This is a genomic window from Bacillus sp. 5w2 (assembly GCF_054353775.1).
In genome coordinates, this window is the sequence record NZ_JBTIWT010000029.1 from 41,757 (window position 1) to 58,218 (window position 16,462).

25 protein-coding genes are annotated in these 16,462 nt (G+C 38.5%); 23 read left to right on the forward strand and 2 right to left on the reverse strand.

Annotated elements, in window-relative coordinates; translation table 11 throughout:
* Positions 1-10 precede the first annotated feature (10 nt).
* The 21 genes from rpsE to ACXY7N_RS29010 all read left to right on the forward strand — a co-directional run bounded on the left by rpsE (position 11) and on the right by ACXY7N_RS29010 (position 13,624).
* A complete protein-coding gene (gene rpsE, locus ACXY7N_RS28910) occupies positions 11-511 on the forward strand; it encodes a 30S ribosomal protein S5 (RefSeq protein WP_000554646.1) in 501 nt (166 codons plus the stop codon).
* Positions 512-524: 13 nt separating this feature from the next.
* Positions 525-707 carry a 50S ribosomal protein L30 gene (rpmD, locus tag ACXY7N_RS28915; RefSeq protein WP_001085231.1) on the forward strand — a complete coding sequence of 61 codons (183 nt, stop codon included), beginning with the start codon at positions 525-527 and terminating at the stop codon, positions 705-707.
* Between the two features lie 33 nt (positions 708-740).
* A complete protein-coding gene (gene rplO, locus ACXY7N_RS28920; RefSeq protein ID WP_000766083.1) occupies positions 741-1,181 on the forward strand; it encodes a 50S ribosomal protein L15 in 441 nt (146 codons plus the stop codon).
* Entirely contained in the window at positions 1,181-2,482 is a 1,302-nt protein-coding gene (gene secY / locus ACXY7N_RS28925; RefSeq protein WP_000490118.1) for a preprotein translocase subunit SecY, read from the forward strand. The genes rplO and secY overlap by 1 nt, the downstream gene beginning before the upstream one ends.
* 56 nt (positions 2,483-2,538) lie before the next feature.
* The gene (locus tag ACXY7N_RS28930; RefSeq protein ID WP_001048996.1) at positions 2,539-3,189 is read left to right on the forward strand and encodes an adenylate kinase; all 651 of its coding nucleotides are present in this window, start codon (positions 2,539-2,541) and stop codon (positions 3,187-3,189) included.
* On the forward strand, positions 3,189-3,935 hold the full coding sequence (gene map / locus ACXY7N_RS28935; protein WP_000582542.1) for a type I methionyl aminopeptidase: 747 nt from the start codon (positions 3,189-3,191) through the stop codon (positions 3,933-3,935). The genes ACXY7N_RS28930 and map overlap by 1 nt, the downstream gene beginning before the upstream one ends.
* Positions 3,936-4,003: 68 nt before the next feature.
* A complete protein-coding gene (gene infA, locus ACXY7N_RS28940; protein WP_001029884.1) occupies positions 4,004-4,222 on the forward strand; it encodes a translation initiation factor IF-1 in 219 nt (72 codons plus the stop codon).
* A 35-nt stretch (positions 4,223-4,257) separates the two neighbouring features.
* Positions 4,258-4,371 (forward strand): 50S ribosomal protein L36, encoded by a 114-nt coding sequence (rpmJ, locus tag ACXY7N_RS28945; protein WP_000868344.1) that lies wholly within the window; start codon positions 4,258-4,260, stop codon positions 4,369-4,371.
* A gap of 21 nt (positions 4,372-4,392) precedes the next feature.
* Positions 4,393-4,758, forward strand: a complete 366-nt coding sequence (gene rpsM, locus ACXY7N_RS28950; RefSeq protein WP_000090790.1) for a 30S ribosomal protein S13 — start codon at positions 4,393-4,395, stop codon at positions 4,756-4,758.
* Between the two features lie 24 nt (positions 4,759-4,782).
* On the forward strand, positions 4,783-5,172 hold the full coding sequence (gene rpsK, locus ACXY7N_RS28955; protein WP_000101797.1) for a 30S ribosomal protein S11: 390 nt from the start codon (positions 4,783-4,785) through the stop codon (positions 5,170-5,172).
* Between the two features lie 180 nt (positions 5,173-5,352).
* Positions 5,353-6,297, forward strand: a complete 945-nt coding sequence (locus ACXY7N_RS28960) for a DNA-directed RNA polymerase subunit alpha (protein ID WP_000569644.1) — start codon at positions 5,353-5,355, stop codon at positions 6,295-6,297.
* Positions 6,298-6,332: 35 nt separating this feature from the next.
* Entirely contained in the window at positions 6,333-6,695 is a 363-nt protein-coding gene (gene rplQ / locus ACXY7N_RS28965) for a 50S ribosomal protein L17 (protein WP_000331490.1), read from the forward strand.
* Positions 6,696-6,798: 103 nt separating this feature from the next.
* Complete coding sequence (locus tag ACXY7N_RS28970; protein ID WP_016089670.1) at positions 6,799-7,641, forward strand: energy-coupling factor ABC transporter ATP-binding protein; 843 nt, start codon at positions 6,799-6,801, stop codon at positions 7,639-7,641.
* Positions 7,617-8,498 (forward strand): energy-coupling factor ABC transporter ATP-binding protein, encoded by an 882-nt coding sequence (locus tag ACXY7N_RS28975; protein WP_016089669.1) that lies wholly within the window; start codon positions 7,617-7,619, stop codon positions 8,496-8,498. The genes ACXY7N_RS28970 and ACXY7N_RS28975 overlap by 25 nt, the downstream gene beginning before the upstream one ends.
* On the forward strand, positions 8,486-9,280 hold the full coding sequence (locus ACXY7N_RS28980) for an energy-coupling factor transporter transmembrane component T family protein (protein WP_016089668.1): 795 nt from the start codon (positions 8,486-8,488) through the stop codon (positions 9,278-9,280). The genes ACXY7N_RS28975 and ACXY7N_RS28980 overlap by 13 nt, the downstream gene beginning before the upstream one ends.
* A gap of 14 nt (positions 9,281-9,294) precedes the next feature.
* Positions 9,295-10,038, forward strand: coding sequence for a tRNA pseudouridine(38-40) synthase TruA (gene truA, locus ACXY7N_RS28985; RefSeq protein WP_016089667.1), 744 nt, complete (start codon positions 9,295-9,297; stop codon positions 10,036-10,038).
* Positions 10,039-10,190: 152 nt separating this feature from the next.
* The gene (rplM, locus tag ACXY7N_RS28990; RefSeq protein ID WP_001260795.1) at positions 10,191-10,628 is read left to right on the forward strand and encodes a 50S ribosomal protein L13; all 438 of its coding nucleotides are present in this window, start codon (positions 10,191-10,193) and stop codon (positions 10,626-10,628) included.
* Positions 10,629-10,649: 21 nt separating this feature from the next.
* Complete coding sequence (rpsI, locus tag ACXY7N_RS28995; RefSeq protein WP_000079986.1) at positions 10,650-11,042, forward strand: 30S ribosomal protein S9; 393 nt, start codon at positions 10,650-10,652, stop codon at positions 11,040-11,042.
* 162 nt (positions 11,043-11,204) lie between these two features.
* A complete protein-coding gene (locus tag ACXY7N_RS29000; RefSeq protein ID WP_001101006.1) occupies positions 11,205-11,633 on the forward strand; it encodes a YbaK family protein in 429 nt (142 codons plus the stop codon).
* A 66-nt stretch (positions 11,634-11,699) separates the two neighbouring features.
* Positions 11,700-12,413, forward strand: coding sequence for an N-acetylmuramoyl-L-alanine amidase CwlD (gene cwlD / locus ACXY7N_RS29005; protein WP_000822446.1), 714 nt, complete (start codon positions 11,700-11,702; stop codon positions 12,411-12,413).
* A 143-nt stretch (positions 12,414-12,556) separates the two neighbouring features.
* Positions 12,557-13,624 carry an Mrp/NBP35 family ATP-binding protein gene (locus ACXY7N_RS29010; protein ID WP_016089666.1) on the forward strand — a complete coding sequence of 356 codons (1,068 nt, stop codon included), beginning with the start codon at positions 12,557-12,559 and terminating at the stop codon, positions 13,622-13,624.
* Between the two features lie 58 nt (positions 13,625-13,682).
* On the opposite strand, the gene gerD is transcribed toward ACXY7N_RS29010, so the two are convergent.
* The gene (gene gerD, locus ACXY7N_RS29015) at positions 13,683-14,300 is read right to left on the reverse strand and encodes a spore germination protein GerD (RefSeq protein WP_016089665.1); all 618 of its coding nucleotides are present in this window, start codon (positions 14,298-14,300) and stop codon (positions 13,683-13,685) included.
* Between the two features lie 139 nt (positions 14,301-14,439).
* On the opposite strand from gerD, the gene kbaA reads away from it, so the two are divergent.
* Positions 14,440-15,051 carry a KinB signaling pathway activation protein KbaA gene (gene kbaA / locus ACXY7N_RS29020; RefSeq protein WP_016089664.1) on the forward strand — a complete coding sequence of 204 codons (612 nt, stop codon included), beginning with the start codon at positions 14,440-14,442 and terminating at the stop codon, positions 15,049-15,051.
* Between the two features lie 127 nt (positions 15,052-15,178).
* Here the strand turns inward: kbaA and pdaB are convergent, their stop codons facing one another.
* Complete coding sequence (gene pdaB / locus ACXY7N_RS29025) at positions 15,179-15,943, reverse strand: polysaccharide deacetylase family sporulation protein PdaB (protein ID WP_016089663.1); 765 nt, start codon at positions 15,941-15,943, stop codon at positions 15,179-15,181.
* A gap of 170 nt (positions 15,944-16,113) precedes the next feature.
* Between pdaB and ACXY7N_RS29030 the strand changes: the two genes are divergently transcribed.
* Entirely contained in the window at positions 16,114-16,332 is a 219-nt protein-coding gene (locus ACXY7N_RS29030) for a hypothetical protein (RefSeq protein ID WP_016089662.1), read from the forward strand.
* Positions 16,333-16,462 lie beyond the last annotated feature (130 nt).

Consider the following 16,462-nt stretch of genomic DNA (forward strand, 5'->3'; position numbering starts at 1 on the left):
GGGAAAATTGATGCATCGCATTGACCCAAGTAAATTAGAACTTGAAGAACGTGTAGTTACGATAAATCGTGTCGCGAAAGTTGTTAAGGGTGGTCGTCGTTTCCGCTTTGCTGCACTAGTTGTAGTTGGCGATAAAAACGGTCATGTTGGATTCGGTACTGGTAAAGCACAAGAGGTACCAGACGCAATCCGCAAAGCTATCGAAGACGCTAAGAAAAACTTAATCGCTGTACCATTAGTTGGTACAACAATTCCACACACAATCAACGGTCATTTTGGAGCTGGTGAAGTATTCTTAAAACCTGCTGCTGAAGGTACTGGTGTTATTGCAGGTGGACCTGTTCGTGCGGTACTTGAATTAGCTGGTGTACAAGATATTCTTTCGAAATCTCTTGGTTCTAACACACCAATCAACATGATTCGCGCTACTGTGAACGGATTAAGCGAACTTAAGCGCGCTGAAGATGTTGCAAAATTACGCGGTAAATCTGTAGAAGAGCTACTAGGTTAAGGAGGGAAAACAAATGGCGAAAAAGTTAGAAATTACCCTCACTCGTAGTGTAATTGGTCGTCCACAAGATCAACGTGCGACGGTAGAAGCTTTAGGTCTTAAAAAGTTGAATTCAACTGTAGTTAAGGAAGAAACTCCTGCTATTCTTGGTATGATCAACAAAGTTTCTCACCTTATAACTGTAAAAGAAGCTTAAGGATAACTCATTAATATAAGGAGGTGCCTGGGAATGAAACTTCATGAATTAAAACCTGCAGAAGGTTCTCGTAAAGTACGTAACCGTGTCGGTCGTGGTATCGGTTCTGGTAACGGTAAAACTGCTGGTAAAGGTCATAAAGGACAAAACGCACGTTCTGGTGGCGGTGTTCGTCTTGGCTTCGAAGGTGGTCAAACTCCATTATTCCGTCGTTTACCAAAACGCGGCTTCACAAACATTAACCGTAAAGAGTTTACTATTGTAAACTTATCAACGTTAAATCGTTTTGAAGATGGTACAGAAGTAACACCTGAATTATTGCTGGAAACTGGCGTTATCAGCAAGTTAAACGACGGTGTTAAAATTCTTGCAAGCGGAGCAGTAGAGAAAAAATTAACTGTTAAAGCGCACAAGTTCTCTTCAAGTGCTAAAGAAGCAATTGAAGCAGCTGGCGGATCAGTTGAGGTGATCTAATGTTTCGTACAATCTCCAACTTTATGCGCGTTGCTGAGATAAGACGTAAAATATTATTCACTTTAGCGATGTTAATCGTATTCAGGATTGGCACGTTTATCCCAGTGCCATTTACAAATGGAGACGTACTGAAAGCACAAGATCAATTAAATGCCTTAGGTATCCTAAATACATTTGGCGGTGGCGCCTTGAAAAACTTCTCCATCTTCGCGATGGGAATCATGCCGTATATTACAGCATCCATCATCGTGCAATTATTGCAGATGGATGTTGTTCCTAAATTTTCGGAATGGTCGAAGCAAGGTGAAATGGGCCGTCGTAAACTAACGCAATTCACGCGTTACTTTACAATTGTTCTTGCGTTTATTCAGGGGTTTGGTATGTCAATCGGTTTTAACGGTATGGTAGGTGGACAATTAATTTTGAATCCTGGTTGGAGCACTTATTTATACATTGCTACGGTACTGACTGCTGGTACTGCATTTTTAATGTGGTTAGGTGAACAGATTACAGCTAAAGGTGTAGGTAATGGTATTTCCATCCTTATCTTTGGCGGTATTGCCGCAGCGATCCCAAGTGTTATATCTCAAGTGTATCAACAACAGTTTCAAAATATCGGAGATCAATTGTTCATGAGTATCGTTAAAGTTGCGTTGATCTTACTAGCTGTGCTAGCGGTTATTGTTGGTGTTATTTTCATTCAACAGGCTGTTAGAAAGATCCCAATTCAATATGCGAAGCGTGTAACAGGAGGGAATGGGAATCATGCTGGAGCACAAAACACACATTTACCGCTTAAGGTAAATAGTGCGGGTGTTATTCCAGTCATTTTTGCTGTTTCATTCTTAATTACGCCTCCAACTATTGCACAGTTCTTCCCGAAGCATGATGTATCGCAGTGGATCATTGCAAACTTTAACTATTCTCACCCAGTGGGAATGATCATATATGTTGCGCTCATTGTAGCCTTCACATATTTCTATGCGTTTGTTCAGGTTAATCCAGAGCAAATGTCAGAGAATCTAAACAAACAAGGTGGATATGTTCCAGGTATTCGTCCGGGTAAGAATACGGAACAATATCTAACAAAAATCTTGTATCGTTTAACCTTTGTAGGATCAATTTTCCTAGCAGCGATTGCAATCTTACCAGTTATCTTTACGAAACTGGGAAATCTTCCTCCATCTGCACAGATTGGTGGAACGAGTATGTTAATCGTTGTCGGCGTTGCTTTAGAAACAATGAAGCAGCTAGAAAGCCAACTGGTAAAACGCCATTACAAAGGGTTTATCAAGCAGTGAGTAAGTGGGAAGGTTTGTCTTCCCTACATGCTCATGTACTCTGAGGGGGAACAAGGATGAACTTAATTTTAATGGGGCTTCCTGGTGCTGGTAAAGGTACACAAGCCGAACAGATTGTTGCCAAGTATAACATCCCTCACATTTCAACAGGAGATATGTTCCGTGCAGCTATGAAGGCTGAAACTGAAATGGGTCTACAAGCAAAATCTTTTATTGATAAAGGTGCGCTTGTTCCAGATGAAGTTACAATCGGAATCGTTCGTGAACGTTTAAGTCAAGAAGACTGCGTAAGAGGTTTCTTACTAGACGGTTTCCCACGAACTGTTGCACAAGCATCAGCTCTTGAAGAGATTATGAAAGATCTTGGTAAAAAAATCGACTATGTTTTAAACATTAATGTGGATTCAGGGTTGTTATTAAAACGCCTTACAGGCCGTCGCATTTGTAAAGAGTGCGGTGCGACTTACCACTTAGAATTCAATCCACCAGCAAAAGCTGATGTGTGCGATAAATGTGGTGGCGAATTATATCAACGCTCTGATGACAATGAAGAAACTGTGGCAAATCGTTTAGATGTAAATATTAAGCAAACAAAACCTTTGCTTGATTTCTACGAGGAGCTTGGTTACTTACAAAGCATTAATGGTGAGCAAGATATCAATAAAGTATTTGCTGATATCGATGTTCTCATCGGAGGCTTAGCGTAATGATCATCTGCAAAACTCCTCGCGAGATAGAAATCATGCGAGAAGCTGGCAGGATCGTTGCTTTAACTCATCAAGAGTTGAAACAGCATATTACTCCAGGAATTACAACGAAAGAGCTCGATCAAATAGCGGAAAAGACGATTCGAAAATATGGTGCTACGCCATCTTTTAAAGGATACAACGGATTTCCGGGGAGCATATGTGCTTCTGTAAATGAAGAGCTTGTACACGGAATTCCAGGGAAGCGCAAGCTCGAAGAGGGCGATATCATCAGTATCGATATTGGTGCGAAATACAATGGGTACCATGGAGATTCTGCATGGACGTATCCAGTTGGAAACATTTCTGAATCTGTTCAAAAGCTACTTGATGTCACAGAAAAATCGTTGTATCTTGGTCTAGAACAAGTAAAACCAGGCGAAAGATTATCAAATATCTCACATGCGGTTCAAACCCATGCTGAAGAGAATGGGTTCTCGATCGTTAGGGAGTATGTTGGTCACGGAATCGGGCAAGACTTACATGAGGACCCTCAAATCCCGCACTATGGTCCACCAAATAGAGGCCCTAGATTAAAGCCGGGAATGGTCATCTGTGTTGAGCCGATGGTGAATCAAGGAAGACGATATGTAAAAACACTATCTGATGACTGGACAGTGGTAACGGTAGATGGTAAATGGTGTGCCCACTTTGAGCACACGATTGCTCTTACAGAAGCAGGATACGAAATCCTTACCACTTTATAAGTAGCTGGCTCTCCGGGATTTCAGAGCAGTGTAAAATGTTACTGATTTGAAGAAGGGAGAACTATTGAATGGCTAAAGATGATGTAATTGAAGTCGAAGGTACCGTTCTTGAAACGTTGCCAAATGCTATGTTCAAAGTAGAATTAGAGAATGGGCATGTCGTATTGGCTCACGTTTCTGGTAAAATCCGTATGAACTTCATTCGTATTTTACCAGGAGACAAAGTTACGGTAGAATTATCTCCGTACGATTTAAATCGTGGTCGTATTACGTACCGTTTTAAATAATATAGCACTCCGTAATCTTTAAGGAGGTTCGAGACATGAAAGTAAGACCGTCAGTTAAACCAATCTGCGAAAAATGTAAAGTTATTCGTAGACGTGGAAAAGTAATGGTTATTTGTGAAAACCCTAAACATAAACAAAAACAAGGTTAATCAGAAGGAGGTGCATTCAGAATGGCACGTATCGCAGGTGTAGATATTCCTCGAGACAAACGCGTTGTTATTTCTTTAACTTACGTATTCGGCATTGGTCGCACAACTGCTGAAAAAATTCTTACTGAAGCTGGTATTTCTTCAGAAACACGAGTTCGTGATTTAACGGAAGACGAACTAGGACGTATCCGTGATATCATCGATCGTATTAAAGTTGAGGGAGACCTTCGTCGTGAAGTATCTCTTAACATTAAACGTCTAATGGAGATCGGTTCTTACCGTGGTCTTCGTCACCGTCGTGGTTTACCAGTTCGTGGTCAAAACTCTAAAAACAATGCTCGTACACGTAAAGGTCCACGTCGTACAGTAGCAAATAAAAAGAAATAATAAGTAAAGGAGGTTGAACTAACAATGGCACGTAAAACAAACACTCGTAAAAAACGTGTGAAAAAGAATATTGAAGCTGGTATAGCTCATATTCGTTCTACTTTCAACAACACAATCGTAACACTTACAGATACTCATGGTAACGCACTTTCTTGGTCTAGTGCTGGTGCACTTGGTTTCCGTGGATCTCGTAAGTCTACTCCATTCGCTGCGCAAATGGCTGCTGAAGCTGCTGCTAAAGTTGCAATGGAGCACGGTTTAAAAACTTTAGAGGTTACTGTTAAAGGTCCTGGTGCTGGTCGTGAAGCTGCAATTCGTGCTCTTCAAGCTGCAGGTCTAGAAGTAACAGCAATTAGAGATGTTACTCCAGTTCCTCATAATGGATGTCGTCCACCAAAACGTCGTCGTGTGTAATTTTTCTGTATAGAATTTTCCCTTTTGTCTATAATGGATATGATGCATTATCGAGAAATTTCGTACAGAAACATCGCTTGTTGTGCACAATCGGGAACTGCCTAAGGGGGACTTTCGGTTAGACAGGGGGTATCCCTTTGTTTAACCGGGGTTTCGACGTTTTGAAGGAGGGTTTAGTTAATGATTGAAATCGAAAAGCCGAAAATCGAAACGGTTGAACTTAACGAAGATGCTAAATATGGTAAATTCGTAATTGAACCGCTTGAGCGTGGATATGGTACTACTTTGGGTAACTCCTTACGTCGTATTCTTTTATCCTCACTCCCTGGTGCCGCTGTTACTGCCATCCAAATCGATGGCGTATTACATGAATTTTCAACAGTTGAGGGCGTAGTAGAAGACGTTACGACGATCATCTTAAACTTGAAAAAGTTAGCTCTTAAAATCTACTCTGAAGAAGAGAAGACGTTGGAAATTGATGTACAGGGCGAAGGTATTGTCACAGCTGCTGATATTACTCACGATAGTGATGTAGAAATCTTAAATCCAGATTTACACATTGCAACGTTAGCAAAAAATGCGCATTTCCGCATGCGTTTAACTGCAAAGCGTGGCCGTGGGTATACGCCAGCTGATGCAAATAAAAGCGAAGATCAACCAATAGGAGTAATTCCTATTGATTCTATTTATACTCCAGTATCACGTGTAACTTACCAAGTGGAAAAGACACGTGTCGGACAAGTGGCTAATTATGATAAGCTTACGCTTGATGTATGGACGGATGGAAGCATCGGGCCAAAAGAAGCTATCTCTTTAGGTGCCAAAATCTTAACTGAGCATTTAAATATCTTTGTTGGTTTAACTGATGAAGCACAAAATGCTGAGATTATGGTCGAGAAGGAAGAAGATCAAAAAGAGAAAGTTCTTGAGATGACTATCGAAGAACTAGATCTTTCTGTTCGTTCTTATAATTGCCTAAAACGTGCAGGAATTAATACTGTACAAGAGCTTGCGAACAAAACAGAAGAAGATATGATGAAAGTTCGTAACTTAGGACGTAAATCCTTAGAAGAAGTTAAACATAAACTTGAGGAATTAGGTTTAGGTTTACGTAAAGACGACTGAGGATTTAAACCCATCAACAAAGGAGGGAACTACGAATGGCATACAGAAAATTAGGCCGTACAAGTGCGCAACGTAAAGCTATGTTACGTGATTTAGCTACTGATTTAATTATCAACGAGCGCATCCAAACGACAGAAACTCGTGCAAAAGAACTTCGTTCTGTAGTGGAAAAAATGATCACTTTAGGTAAACGCGGAGATCTTCATGCTCGTCGTCAAGCAGCAGCTTTCATTCGCAATGAAGTAGCTAACGCTGAGACTGGTCAAGATGCACTTCAAAAATTATTCGCTGATGTAGCTCCACGCTATGCTGAGCGCCAAGGCGGATACACTCGTATTGCAAAAATTGGTCCACGTCGCGGAGACGCAGCACCAATGGTAATTATCGAGTTAGTATAATGATAATTAAAAGGGCAGGACAGTTCTTTTCAAGAAACTGGTCATGGCCCTTTTTTTTAAATATAAAAATAGGCTAACTTGGCAAAGGAAAGGGTGCCTTGTATTGAAAAAAGAGAAACTTCGGACAGAAAATATATCATTTCAATATCCTGGGGCAGCCAATTATGCATTAAAAGATGTTTCATTTTCCTTGTATGAGGGAGAATGGGTATCTGTTATTGGACAAAACGGTTCAGGGAAGTCTACACTTGCAAAATTATTGAATGGTTTGTTTTTGCCAGAAGCAGGGACTATTACAGTAAATGATACAATGGTTTTATCAGAGGAAACGGTATGGGATGTTCGAAAACAAATTGGGATGGTATTTCAAAATCCAGACAATCAATTTGTTGGAACGACAGTGCAAGACGATGTTGTTTTTGGCTTAGAGAATATCGGAATGCCAAGAGAGCAAATGATAGAAAGATTAGATCAGGCCCTCAAACTTGTCCGTATGGAAGATTTTCTTAATGATGAACCTCATTCGTTATCTGGTGGGCAAAAGCAGCGAGTGGCAATAGCAGGCGTTTTAGCACTTCAGCCATCTATTTTGATATTAGATGAAGCAACGTCAATGTTAGATCCTCAAGGGAGACGTGAAGTAGTAGAAACGGTTAGACAACTTGTTAATCAAAAAGGTATTACCGTGTTATCAATTACGCACGATTTAGAAGAAGCGGCACAATCAGACCGTGTCATTATTTTAAATAAGGGAGAGATATTAGAGGAAGGGATTCCAGAGCAAATTTTCAAGTCCTCTCATATGCTCCAAGAAATTGGATTAGATGTACCATTTTCTGTGAAAATAGCAGAATTATTAAAAAGAAATGAAATTCTCTTGCAAAATACGCATCTTACAATGGAAAGCTTGGTGAACGAACTTTGGAGATTACATTCCAAAAAGTAGAACATCGTTATCAATATAAAACTCCATTTGAAAGACGCGCACTTTATGATGTAGACGTGTCGTTTCCAAGTGGGGGCTATTATGCCATTATCGGTCATACTGGTTCAGGTAAGTCGACGATGATTCAACATTTAAATGGTTTATTGCAGCCGACAAATGGCACAGTTCAAATTGGTGAACATTTCATTTCGGCAGGAAAGAAAGAAAAAAAGCTAAAGCCACTACGTAAAAAGGTAGGGGTTGTCTTTCAATTCCCAGAACATCAGTTGTTTGAAGAGACTGTGGAGAAAGATATTTGTTTCGGCCCTACTAATTTTGGGATATCTGTAGAAGAAGCGAAGCAAAAGGCAAGAGAGGCAATTGAACTTGTGGGGTTAGAACCAGAACTGTTAACACGTTCACCATTTGAGTTAAGTGGTGGGCAAATGAGGCGTGTTGCGATAGCGGGCGTATTGGCGATGGAACCAGAAGTGCTTGTATTAGATGAACCTACAGCAGGATTAGATCCAAAAGGGCAGAATGAACTTATGGAGATGTTTTATAAGCTACATAAGGAGAAAAGTCTTACAGTTATTCTAGTAACGCATAATATGGAGGATGCTGCTAAGTATGCGGAGCAGATTGTAGTCATGCATAAAGGAACGGTCTTTTTGCAAGGAAGTGCAGAGGAAGTATTTTCACATGCTGATGAACTAGAGAAAATTGGTGTGGATCTTCCTATGTCTTTAAAGTATAAACGTGCAATTGAAGAGAAGTTTGGCATTTCAATCCCAAAGGCTACCTTATCTTTAGAGGATCTTACTCATGAAGTTTTGCAGGTGTTACGAAAAGGTGGTCATGAATCATGCAGCAGTTGATTATTGGAAGGTATATTCCAGGGAATTCTCTTATTCATCAACTTGATCCACGTACGAAGCTGCTGATTGTCTTTTTATATGTATTTGTTGTTTTCTTGGCAAATAATGCGATTTCATATGGATTTTTATTTTTATATGCACTCATTGCTTTATTTTTTGCAAAAGTGCCGATTCGTTATGTACTTTCGGGCTTAAAACCAATTTTATGGATTTTTCTTTTTACATTTTTCCTGCATATTTTTACAAATAAAGAGGGGGATGTACTATTCCAGCTTGGTTGGTTTTCGATACATGAAAAAGGATTAGAGCAAGGGATATACATTTCTATACGATTCTTCGTTATTATTTTAATGACGACATTATTAACGTTAACGACGACACCTATTGAAATTACAGATGGTTTGGAGACGTTATTAAAGCCATTGAAGCGTATAAAAGTCCCTGTGCATGAAATCGCACTAATGATGTCAATTTCTCTTCGATTTATCCCAACATTAATGGATGAAACGAGTAAAATTATGAAAGCACAAGCATCACGCGGTATTGATTTCGCTGGGGGACCGATAAAAGATAGGATGAAAGCTATTATCTCGCTACTCGTTCCGCTATTTATCAGTGCATTTAAGCGTGCAGAGGATTTAGCGATTGCGATGGAAGCACGTGGATATAAAAGTGGTGAAGGACGTACTAAATTTAGGCAACTACGCTGGAAAACAAGTGATACAGTAACGATTATAAGCTTACTTTGTTTAGCTTGTATTTTGGCATGGGTGCGATTGTAATGGAGAATGGAAAGATGGAAAGAATAAAATGTACGGTTGCATATGATGGCATGCATTTTTGTGGTTATCAAATTCAGCCGCAGCATCGTACTGTTCAACAAGAGATAGAGAAAGCATTGCAGAAATTGCATAAAGGAGAACTTGTTCGTGTTCAGGCATCGGGCAGAACGGATTCCACCGTTCATGCAAAAGGACAAGTAATACACTTTGATACACCTTTGTCTCTTGAAGAGTGGCAATGGGGTAATGCTTTAAATACAATGTTGCCAGATGATATTGTTATCGGACAGGTGGAGAAAAAAACAGAAGAATTTCATGCACGTTACGGTGTTGAGAGAAAAGAATATCGTTATCGTGTATTATTATCGAAGACTGCGGATGTATTCCGTAGAAATTACGTATATCAATATCCATATCCGCTCGAAATAAGCTCTATAAAAAAAGCGATTCCTTATTTTATTGGAACGCATGATTTCACTTCTTTTTGTTCGGCAAAAACTGACAAAAAAGATAAAGTGCGAACAATTTATGAAATTGAGTTAATTGAGCAAGACGATGAATTAATTTTTCGTTTTGTAGGTAATGGATTTTTATATAATATGGTCAGAATTATTGTTGGTACGTTACTTAGCGTAGGGCAAGGAAAGCTTGATCCTGATAGCATTCCAGAGATTTTAGCGAAACAAAATCGTCAGTTTGCTGGAAAGATGGCTCCAGGTCATGGACTTTACTTATGGCAGGTAAACTATAACAACTAATCCTGGTGTAACATTTGCTTGACATTAGAAACTCAAAAGTATATCATAACATATGGTATTGTTTCTAAAACCACGATTAGCCCCGGAAGGAAATCGTGTTTAAGATAAACAATAGATTTTTTCTATGGAAAAGATAACGAGGAGGGAAACACATGCGTACGACTTTTATGGCAAAAGCTAACGAAGTTGAGCGTAAATGGTATGTGGTTGATGCTGAAGGTCAAACTTTAGGTCGCCTATCTACTGAAGTAGCATCCATTTTACGTGGTAAAAACAAACCTACATTTACACCACACGTTGACACGGGTGATCATGTAATTATTATTAACGCTGAGAAAATTCATTTAACAGGTAATAAATTAAACGATAAAATTTACTACCGTCACACTAACCACCCAGGTGGACTTAAGCAAAGAACAGCTCTAGAAATGCGTACAAACTACCCTGTACAAATGTTAGAGCTTGCAATTAAAGGGATGCTTCCAAAAGGACGTTTAGGACGTCAAGTATCTAAGAAATTAAACGTGTATGCTGGAGCAGAGCATCCACACCAAGCACAAAAACCAGAAGTTTACGAACTTCGCGGATAATTAATTAAAGGAGGGCTTACTTTGGCACAGGTTCAATACTATGGCACTGGACGTCGTAAGAGTTCAGTAGCGCGCGTACGCCTAGTTCCAGGCGAAGGACGCGTTATCATTAACGGTCGTGATTTTGAAAACTATATCCCATTTGCTGCATTACGTGAAGTAGTGAAACAACCTCTAGTTGCAACAGAAACTTTAGGTAACTACGATGTACTTGTAAACGTAAATGGTGGTGGATACACTGGTCAAGCTGGTGCTATTCGTCACGGTATTTCTCGCGCTTTATTAAAAGCTGATCCAGAATACCGTCTAACACTAAAACGTGCAGGTCTATTAACTCGTGACGCACGTATGAAAGAGCGTAAAAAATACGGTCTTAAAGGCGCACGTCGTGCACCTCAGTTCTCAAAACGTTAATTTTTGCGAACTACAAACCCCAACCATTTTGGTTGGGGTTTTTTTATGTTTCATTCCTCTTTTGTAATTTTTGTAGTTTGGAATATTTTAGTGCTATTCTCTCGCGTATGCTTCTTCTTTAGAAGTTTAGACTAATACGTATTAGGGAGGTTTATAAGTACTATGAATGTCATTGTCAGCTTACAAGAAAAACAAAAAGAAAAGCAGTTGAAATATGAACGGAAGATGCTGCGAGAATTATCATTAAAAACATTGCGCTCAAATATTCGGGATGCCTTTCAGATGCAGGAACTTCATCGTCAGTATGAAGATTACTGTATTGAATTAGGGATAGAATCGTATTTATTAGGAGCGAGATATAGTAAATTTGGTTATTATGGCGAATCGTTCTTTGATGTGAAATATAGAGCCTTAGAAGAAGAGCAACAATTAACGGAAACACTATTTCAATTTTTAACGAGCATGACTATGCGGGAAATTAAGTTACAAGATGAGGAATTACTTTTTGAATCTTGCCAGCAGTTTATCGGCTTATGGTGGCAGGAGGGATATGAAAAAGGTGAAAGAAGATATCGATTAAAGCTTCATTAAGACAAGCATAAACTTTCCTCTTGTCCCATATAAGTAATTAGAGGGACTAGCTGGAGGAGGAAAGGTATGAAGAGAATCCGAATTATCTCTTTTGCACTCGCTGCGGTTGTTTTGTTTTTTTTAGTCAAACAAGAATTTCAAATTACAAAATCGTGGCGAGCTTGGAATTTACCCTTATCAGGGAAAGTGATTGTATTAGATGCTGGGCATGGTGGGCCAGACGGAGGGGCTGTTGGTGGAAAAGATATTATAGAAAAAGATATTACGCTGGAGATTACAAAGAAGGTACAAGATTATTTACAAGAACAAGGTGCACTAGTTATTTTAACACGTGAGGGAGATTATGATTTAGCTCAGAAAGATACAAAATCATATAGTAGACGTAAAGCAGAGGATTTAAAAAAGCGTGTAGAGATTATTAATAAACCTGATGTAGACTTTTTTGCGAGTATTCATTTAAATGCTTTAACTAGTAGTGGATCGAAAGGCGCACAAACGTTCTACTACCGATCTTCGGTTGAAAATGAACGTGCTGCGAAATTTATACAAGCTGAATTGAGAACAAGTTTAGAGAATACGAATCGTTCCGCTAAAACAATTTCTCATGTGTATTTATTAAAGTATGCGAAAACACCAGGTGCTCTGATTGAAGCTGGCTTTTTATCGAATGTAAATGAAAGGTATATGTTAAATTCGGAGAAATATCAGCAAAAGGTAGCGGCTGCAGTATATCGTGGTATATTACGTTATTTCACGGAAAAAGGAAATCCTCCAGAATAAGGAGGATTTTTTGAGTTTCTCTCGTTAACGAAGTTTTCCGAAAATATGTTATACTGGAAATGTAAACGCATTTATTTCGAAAATAAAGAGAGAAAAATTTAATTAACATTACGTTATTTTTCATACAGGGGGCTGGGCTAACTATGGTAACGAAAGAGCAAGTAGTGGAAGCGTTAGAAGGGATTGTAGATCCGTTTTTACATAAAACGTTAAAAGAAACAGGTGCAATTAAAGAGGTAACAGTTAAGCCTGAGAAGGAACATGTAAGTGTTAAAATTGCAATCGTAAAAACCGGTACAGCGGAACAAATGCAATTGCAATCTGGAATTGTAAAGTTAGTAAAAGAACTAGGAGCAGCAACAGTAGGGCTTCGCTTTGCGGAATTTACAGAAGAAGAATTAGCTCAGTTTGCACCAGAACAGGAAGAAGAGCAAAATGAATCTTTATTGTCACCAAATTCAAAAACGACATTTTTAGCAGTGGCGAGTGGAAAAGGTGGAGTCGGAAAATCAACAGTTTCTGTTAACCTTGCTATTGCTCTAGCTCGTCTAGGAAAAAAGGTTGGTATTATTGATGCCGATATTTATGGTTTTAGCGTACCGGATATGATGGGGATAGAAAAACGTCCTGTTGTAAGAGGCGATAAAATTATTCCAGTGGAGCGTCTAGGTGTAAAGGTAATCTCAATGGGGTTCTTTGTAGAAGATAATGCACCGGTTATTTGGAGAGGGCCTATGCTTGGGAAAATGTTAAATCACTTCTTTACAGAAGTAGAGTGGGGCGATTTAGACTATTTAGTTTTAGATTTACCACCGGGTACAGGTGATGTTGCGCTAGACTTACATTCGATGTTGCCGGCTTGTAAAGAGATTATTGTAACGACGCCGCATCCAACGGCGGCATTTGTAGCAGCACGTGCTGGAGCCATGGCTCTACGTACAGAACATAGTATTCTTGGTGTTGTTGAAAATATGGCGTATTTTGAAAGTAAAACAACTGGTGAAAAAGAATATGTGTTTGGAAGAGGTGGAGGAGATAAATTAGCTACAGAACTTCAAACAGAAGTACTTGGCCGAATCCCGCTTCAACAACCTGATTGGAATAAAGAAGACTTTGCGCCCTCAGTATATGAAGATACACATACAACGGGGCTTATTTATCGCACGATAGCTGAGACAGTAATTGATAAAACAGCTGTTGCACAAAAATAAAATAATAATGAGTGGACGATACATATATATTGTCCACTCATTATTATCGTTATTATTTTTATTGCTGTTCCTTTTTACCGTCTTGGGAACCACCTTCACCGCCTGCTTCTTTTTTATCAGATCCACTTTTTTCCGCTTTTTGTACACCTTTACTAATAATATCAATCATCTTAGCTTGGAAGAGTGGGCTTTCAGCAGTTTCTGTGAGTACTTGTTGTAAATATTGACGGTATTCTTTGCTCTTCATTGTTTGTAACATCATTTTTTCTACTTCAGGGTTTTTCATAATTTCTATAACACCGGATTGGTATTCAGGGTCTTTCAGTAATGTTTTCATTAAGGTTGTTTGTTCTTTCCCCATACTTTTAGCGAATTTCGATGAGAACTCAGGGTCTTTAAAGAGCTTTTCCCAGAATTGTTGCCCTTTGTCGGATACCATTGCATCTTCAATCGTTTTCTTTACTACTGTTTCATCTAGTATGAGTGCTTGTTTCATTTTTTCATCAGTTAATACATCTTGAATGGCCTTCTTACCTTGGTCGGTTTTTAAAATATCAACAATCATTTTCTTCGTTTGATCATAATCAAGTTCGGACTTTGCTTCTTTTCCTTGTGCACATGCTACAAGTACAAGAAATAGAAAAGAAGAAGTCAAAACGAGCAGCATCCGTTTCATAAGTTGGAACTCCTTTCAGCACAGTTCTCTCTTTTTAATATAAATATCTTTAAGGAATTTATACATGAACATGGCTAGCTTTTTGAAATTGTCATTGATACAATTTAATTAGAAATATAAGGATAATGGGGGATGTGTTGTGAATAGCCGCAAGTGGGTACGACTATTTTTTACGACGTTGTTTCTTGGTGGGATTAGTACGGTCATTATTGGCTTTGTTTTGGAGTGGGACAAGTACGCTAAATTTTTTCAAAATTTCGACGGAAAGGAAATTCTAGCAGTTTCTTTCTGGTTGATGGGTGTAGGATTTATTTTTAGTGTTATAAGTCAAATGGGGTTCTTTGCCTATTTAACAATCCACCGTTTTGGACTAGGTATGTTCCGATCGTCTTCTTTATGGAATGCAGTCCAGCTCTTCTTTATTGCATTTGTTTTATTTGATTTCGTGTATTTAAGATCCGTACTGATTGCAAATGGGGAAGTTTCATTAGGGAATAACATACTTGTTGCTGGTGTGCTATTTGTGTTTGGGGCGATTGTTGCTTACATAAAAAGTAAAGAAACGAATAGAAAGGCATTTGTGCCCGCTCTATTCTTTATGGTTGTTGTAACGATTCTTGAGTGGGTACCAGCCCTCCGTATTAATGATACAGACTGGTTATATTTAATGGTGATACCACTTTTATTATGTAATGCATATCAGTTACTTATATTACATCGTTTAATTGGACAGACGAGTAAGTCTGCTTAACTAAGAGAGATTTTTTGAGTTTTTACGCAGAGGTAGTTGTATGAATGAAAATAGCGGGATGAAAAAAGCTCTACTACCTTAAGGAAAGGTAGTAGAGCTTTTTATGTGTGAAGGCACGATGGAAGAATTACTGTACATCTTCACTTTTCGTATTTGTGTTGGAAATAAGTTGTGATACGGATATTTGCTCATATCCGTCGCTCTTTAATTTTTGCAGGAGCAGTGGTAAAGCTTTATTTGTTTGAAGGGCAGAATCGGATGCATGTAATAAGACGATATCTCCACCTTTTAAATTATGAGAGACGGTGGAAACGATATTGTTTACACCAGGGTTTTTCCAGTCGTTTGAGTTATTACTCCAATGAACGACAGTGTATCCAAGTGATTCTGCTATTTTAAGTGTTGCTTTGTTAAAGTCTCCACTAGGTGGACGCAATAATTTGATTTGTTTCACACCGAGTTTTGTAAAAACATCTTGTGCCCGCAAAAGATCTCTTCGTATTTCATTTGTCTCTAGAGAAGTGTAGGACGTGTAATTATAACCCATACTACCGATTTCATGTCCATCTTTTATGATGCGTTCGACAACATCAGGGTGTCTTTCTGCCCATGCAGCAGAAAGGAAAAAGGTTGCATTCTTAATGTCTCTTTCTTTAAGTGTATCAAGGATTGGAATTGCTTTTTTGTCTCCCCAACTAATATCAAACGTGAATGCAACTTGTTTTTTAGAGGTGTCGCCTTTGTAGATGACTTTAGGCCCTGTAGCAGTTGAAAAAGCAGACTCGTGTGAATATGTTTTCAAAAAGAGTAGCCATGCTGTAAATAAGGAAAGTATCACTATTAAGCTAATGTGTTTAAAATTTCTTTTACTCGTAATAAAAAAGAAAAACATAATATTACGCCCCTTTGTCCAATCCTTTTCAGTTACATATATGCTGTAAATATAAAAAAGAGAACAAGGGATTAATATCGTAAGTAGTGGATATAATGGATGATAGGATTTTGTTAAATGAAAATGAGCGGAACGTTTATTGCTCTGTAAGAAATGATTGAGGTGATGAGTTGCTTGGATTTATGTTAACGAAAGAAGAGAAAAAAGAAATGGAATACATATTGAAGAGAGAGTTAGAAGAACTTTTATTTGATTTTGAAGATGAACGTATTCATGAAGTTGTAAAAAAGGCGATGGAAGAAAGATATAAAATCATTTTTTGTTTGTTTCGAAGAGTCGCTAATGCAGAGGAATGTATTCGTTATGTAAGAAAAAGAACTTTTTATTAAAAACTATTGACGTTAATGGTTATTATATGATAAATTAATAACCGTCGCTGATGCGGAAACGCAGAAAACGACAAAAAAGAAATTGAAAAACTTAGTTGACATGGAAAAACGAAGATGTTAACATAAGGAA

Excerpts from the sequence above, each read along its gene's own strand:
- rplQ (WP_000331490.1), top strand. The coding sequence starts at position 6,333 with ATGGCATACAGAAAATTAGGCCGTACAAGTGCGCAACGTAAAGCTATG.
- ACXY7N_RS28980 (WP_016089668.1), top strand. The coding sequence starts at position 8,486 with ATGCAGCAGTTGATTATTGGAAGGTATATTCCAGGGAATTCTCTTATT.
- rpmD (WP_001085231.1), top strand. The coding sequence starts at position 525 with ATGGCGAAAAAGTTAGAAATTACCCTCACTCGTAGTGTAATTGGTCGT.
- ACXY7N_RS28930 (WP_001048996.1), top strand. The coding sequence starts at position 2,539 with ATGAACTTAATTTTAATGGGGCTTCCTGGTGCTGGTAAAGGTACACAA.
- rpsK (WP_000101797.1), top strand. The coding sequence starts at position 4,783 with ATGGCACGTAAAACAAACACTCGTAAAAAACGTGTGAAAAAGAATATT.
- rplM (WP_001260795.1), top strand. The coding sequence starts at position 10,191 with ATGCGTACGACTTTTATGGCAAAAGCTAACGAAGTTGAGCGTAAATGG.
- ACXY7N_RS28960 (WP_000569644.1), top strand. The coding sequence starts at position 5,353 with ATGATTGAAATCGAAAAGCCGAAAATCGAAACGGTTGAACTTAACGAA.
- secY (WP_000490118.1), top strand. The coding sequence starts at position 1,181 with ATGTTTCGTACAATCTCCAACTTTATGCGCGTTGCTGAGATAAGACGT.
- pdaB (WP_016089663.1), bottom strand. The coding sequence starts at position 15,943 with ATGTTTTTCTTTTTTATTACGAGTAAAAGAAATTTTAAACACATTAGC.
- truA (WP_016089667.1), top strand. The coding sequence starts at position 9,295 with ATGGAAAGAATAAAATGTACGGTTGCATATGATGGCATGCATTTTTGT.
- gerD (WP_016089665.1), bottom strand. The coding sequence starts at position 14,300 with ATGAAACGGATGCTGCTCGTTTTGACTTCTTCTTTTCTATTTCTTGTA.
- ACXY7N_RS29000 (WP_001101006.1), top strand. The coding sequence starts at position 11,205 with ATGAATGTCATTGTCAGCTTACAAGAAAAACAAAAAGAAAAGCAGTTG.
- rpsM (WP_000090790.1), top strand. The coding sequence starts at position 4,393 with ATGGCACGTATCGCAGGTGTAGATATTCCTCGAGACAAACGCGTTGTT.
- infA (WP_001029884.1), top strand. The coding sequence starts at position 4,004 with ATGGCTAAAGATGATGTAATTGAAGTCGAAGGTACCGTTCTTGAAACG.
- rpmJ (WP_000868344.1), top strand. The coding sequence starts at position 4,258 with ATGAAAGTAAGACCGTCAGTTAAACCAATCTGCGAAAAATGTAAAGTT.
- rplO (WP_000766083.1), top strand. The coding sequence starts at position 741 with ATGAAACTTCATGAATTAAAACCTGCAGAAGGTTCTCGTAAAGTACGT.
- cwlD (WP_000822446.1), top strand. The coding sequence starts at position 11,700 with ATGAAGAGAATCCGAATTATCTCTTTTGCACTCGCTGCGGTTGTTTTG.
- rpsE (WP_000554646.1), top strand. The coding sequence starts at position 11 with ATGCATCGCATTGACCCAAGTAAATTAGAACTTGAAGAACGTGTAGTT.
- map (WP_000582542.1), top strand. The coding sequence starts at position 3,189 with ATGATCATCTGCAAAACTCCTCGCGAGATAGAAATCATGCGAGAAGCT.
- ACXY7N_RS29010 (WP_016089666.1), top strand. The coding sequence starts at position 12,557 with ATGGTAACGAAAGAGCAAGTAGTGGAAGCGTTAGAAGGGATTGTAGAT.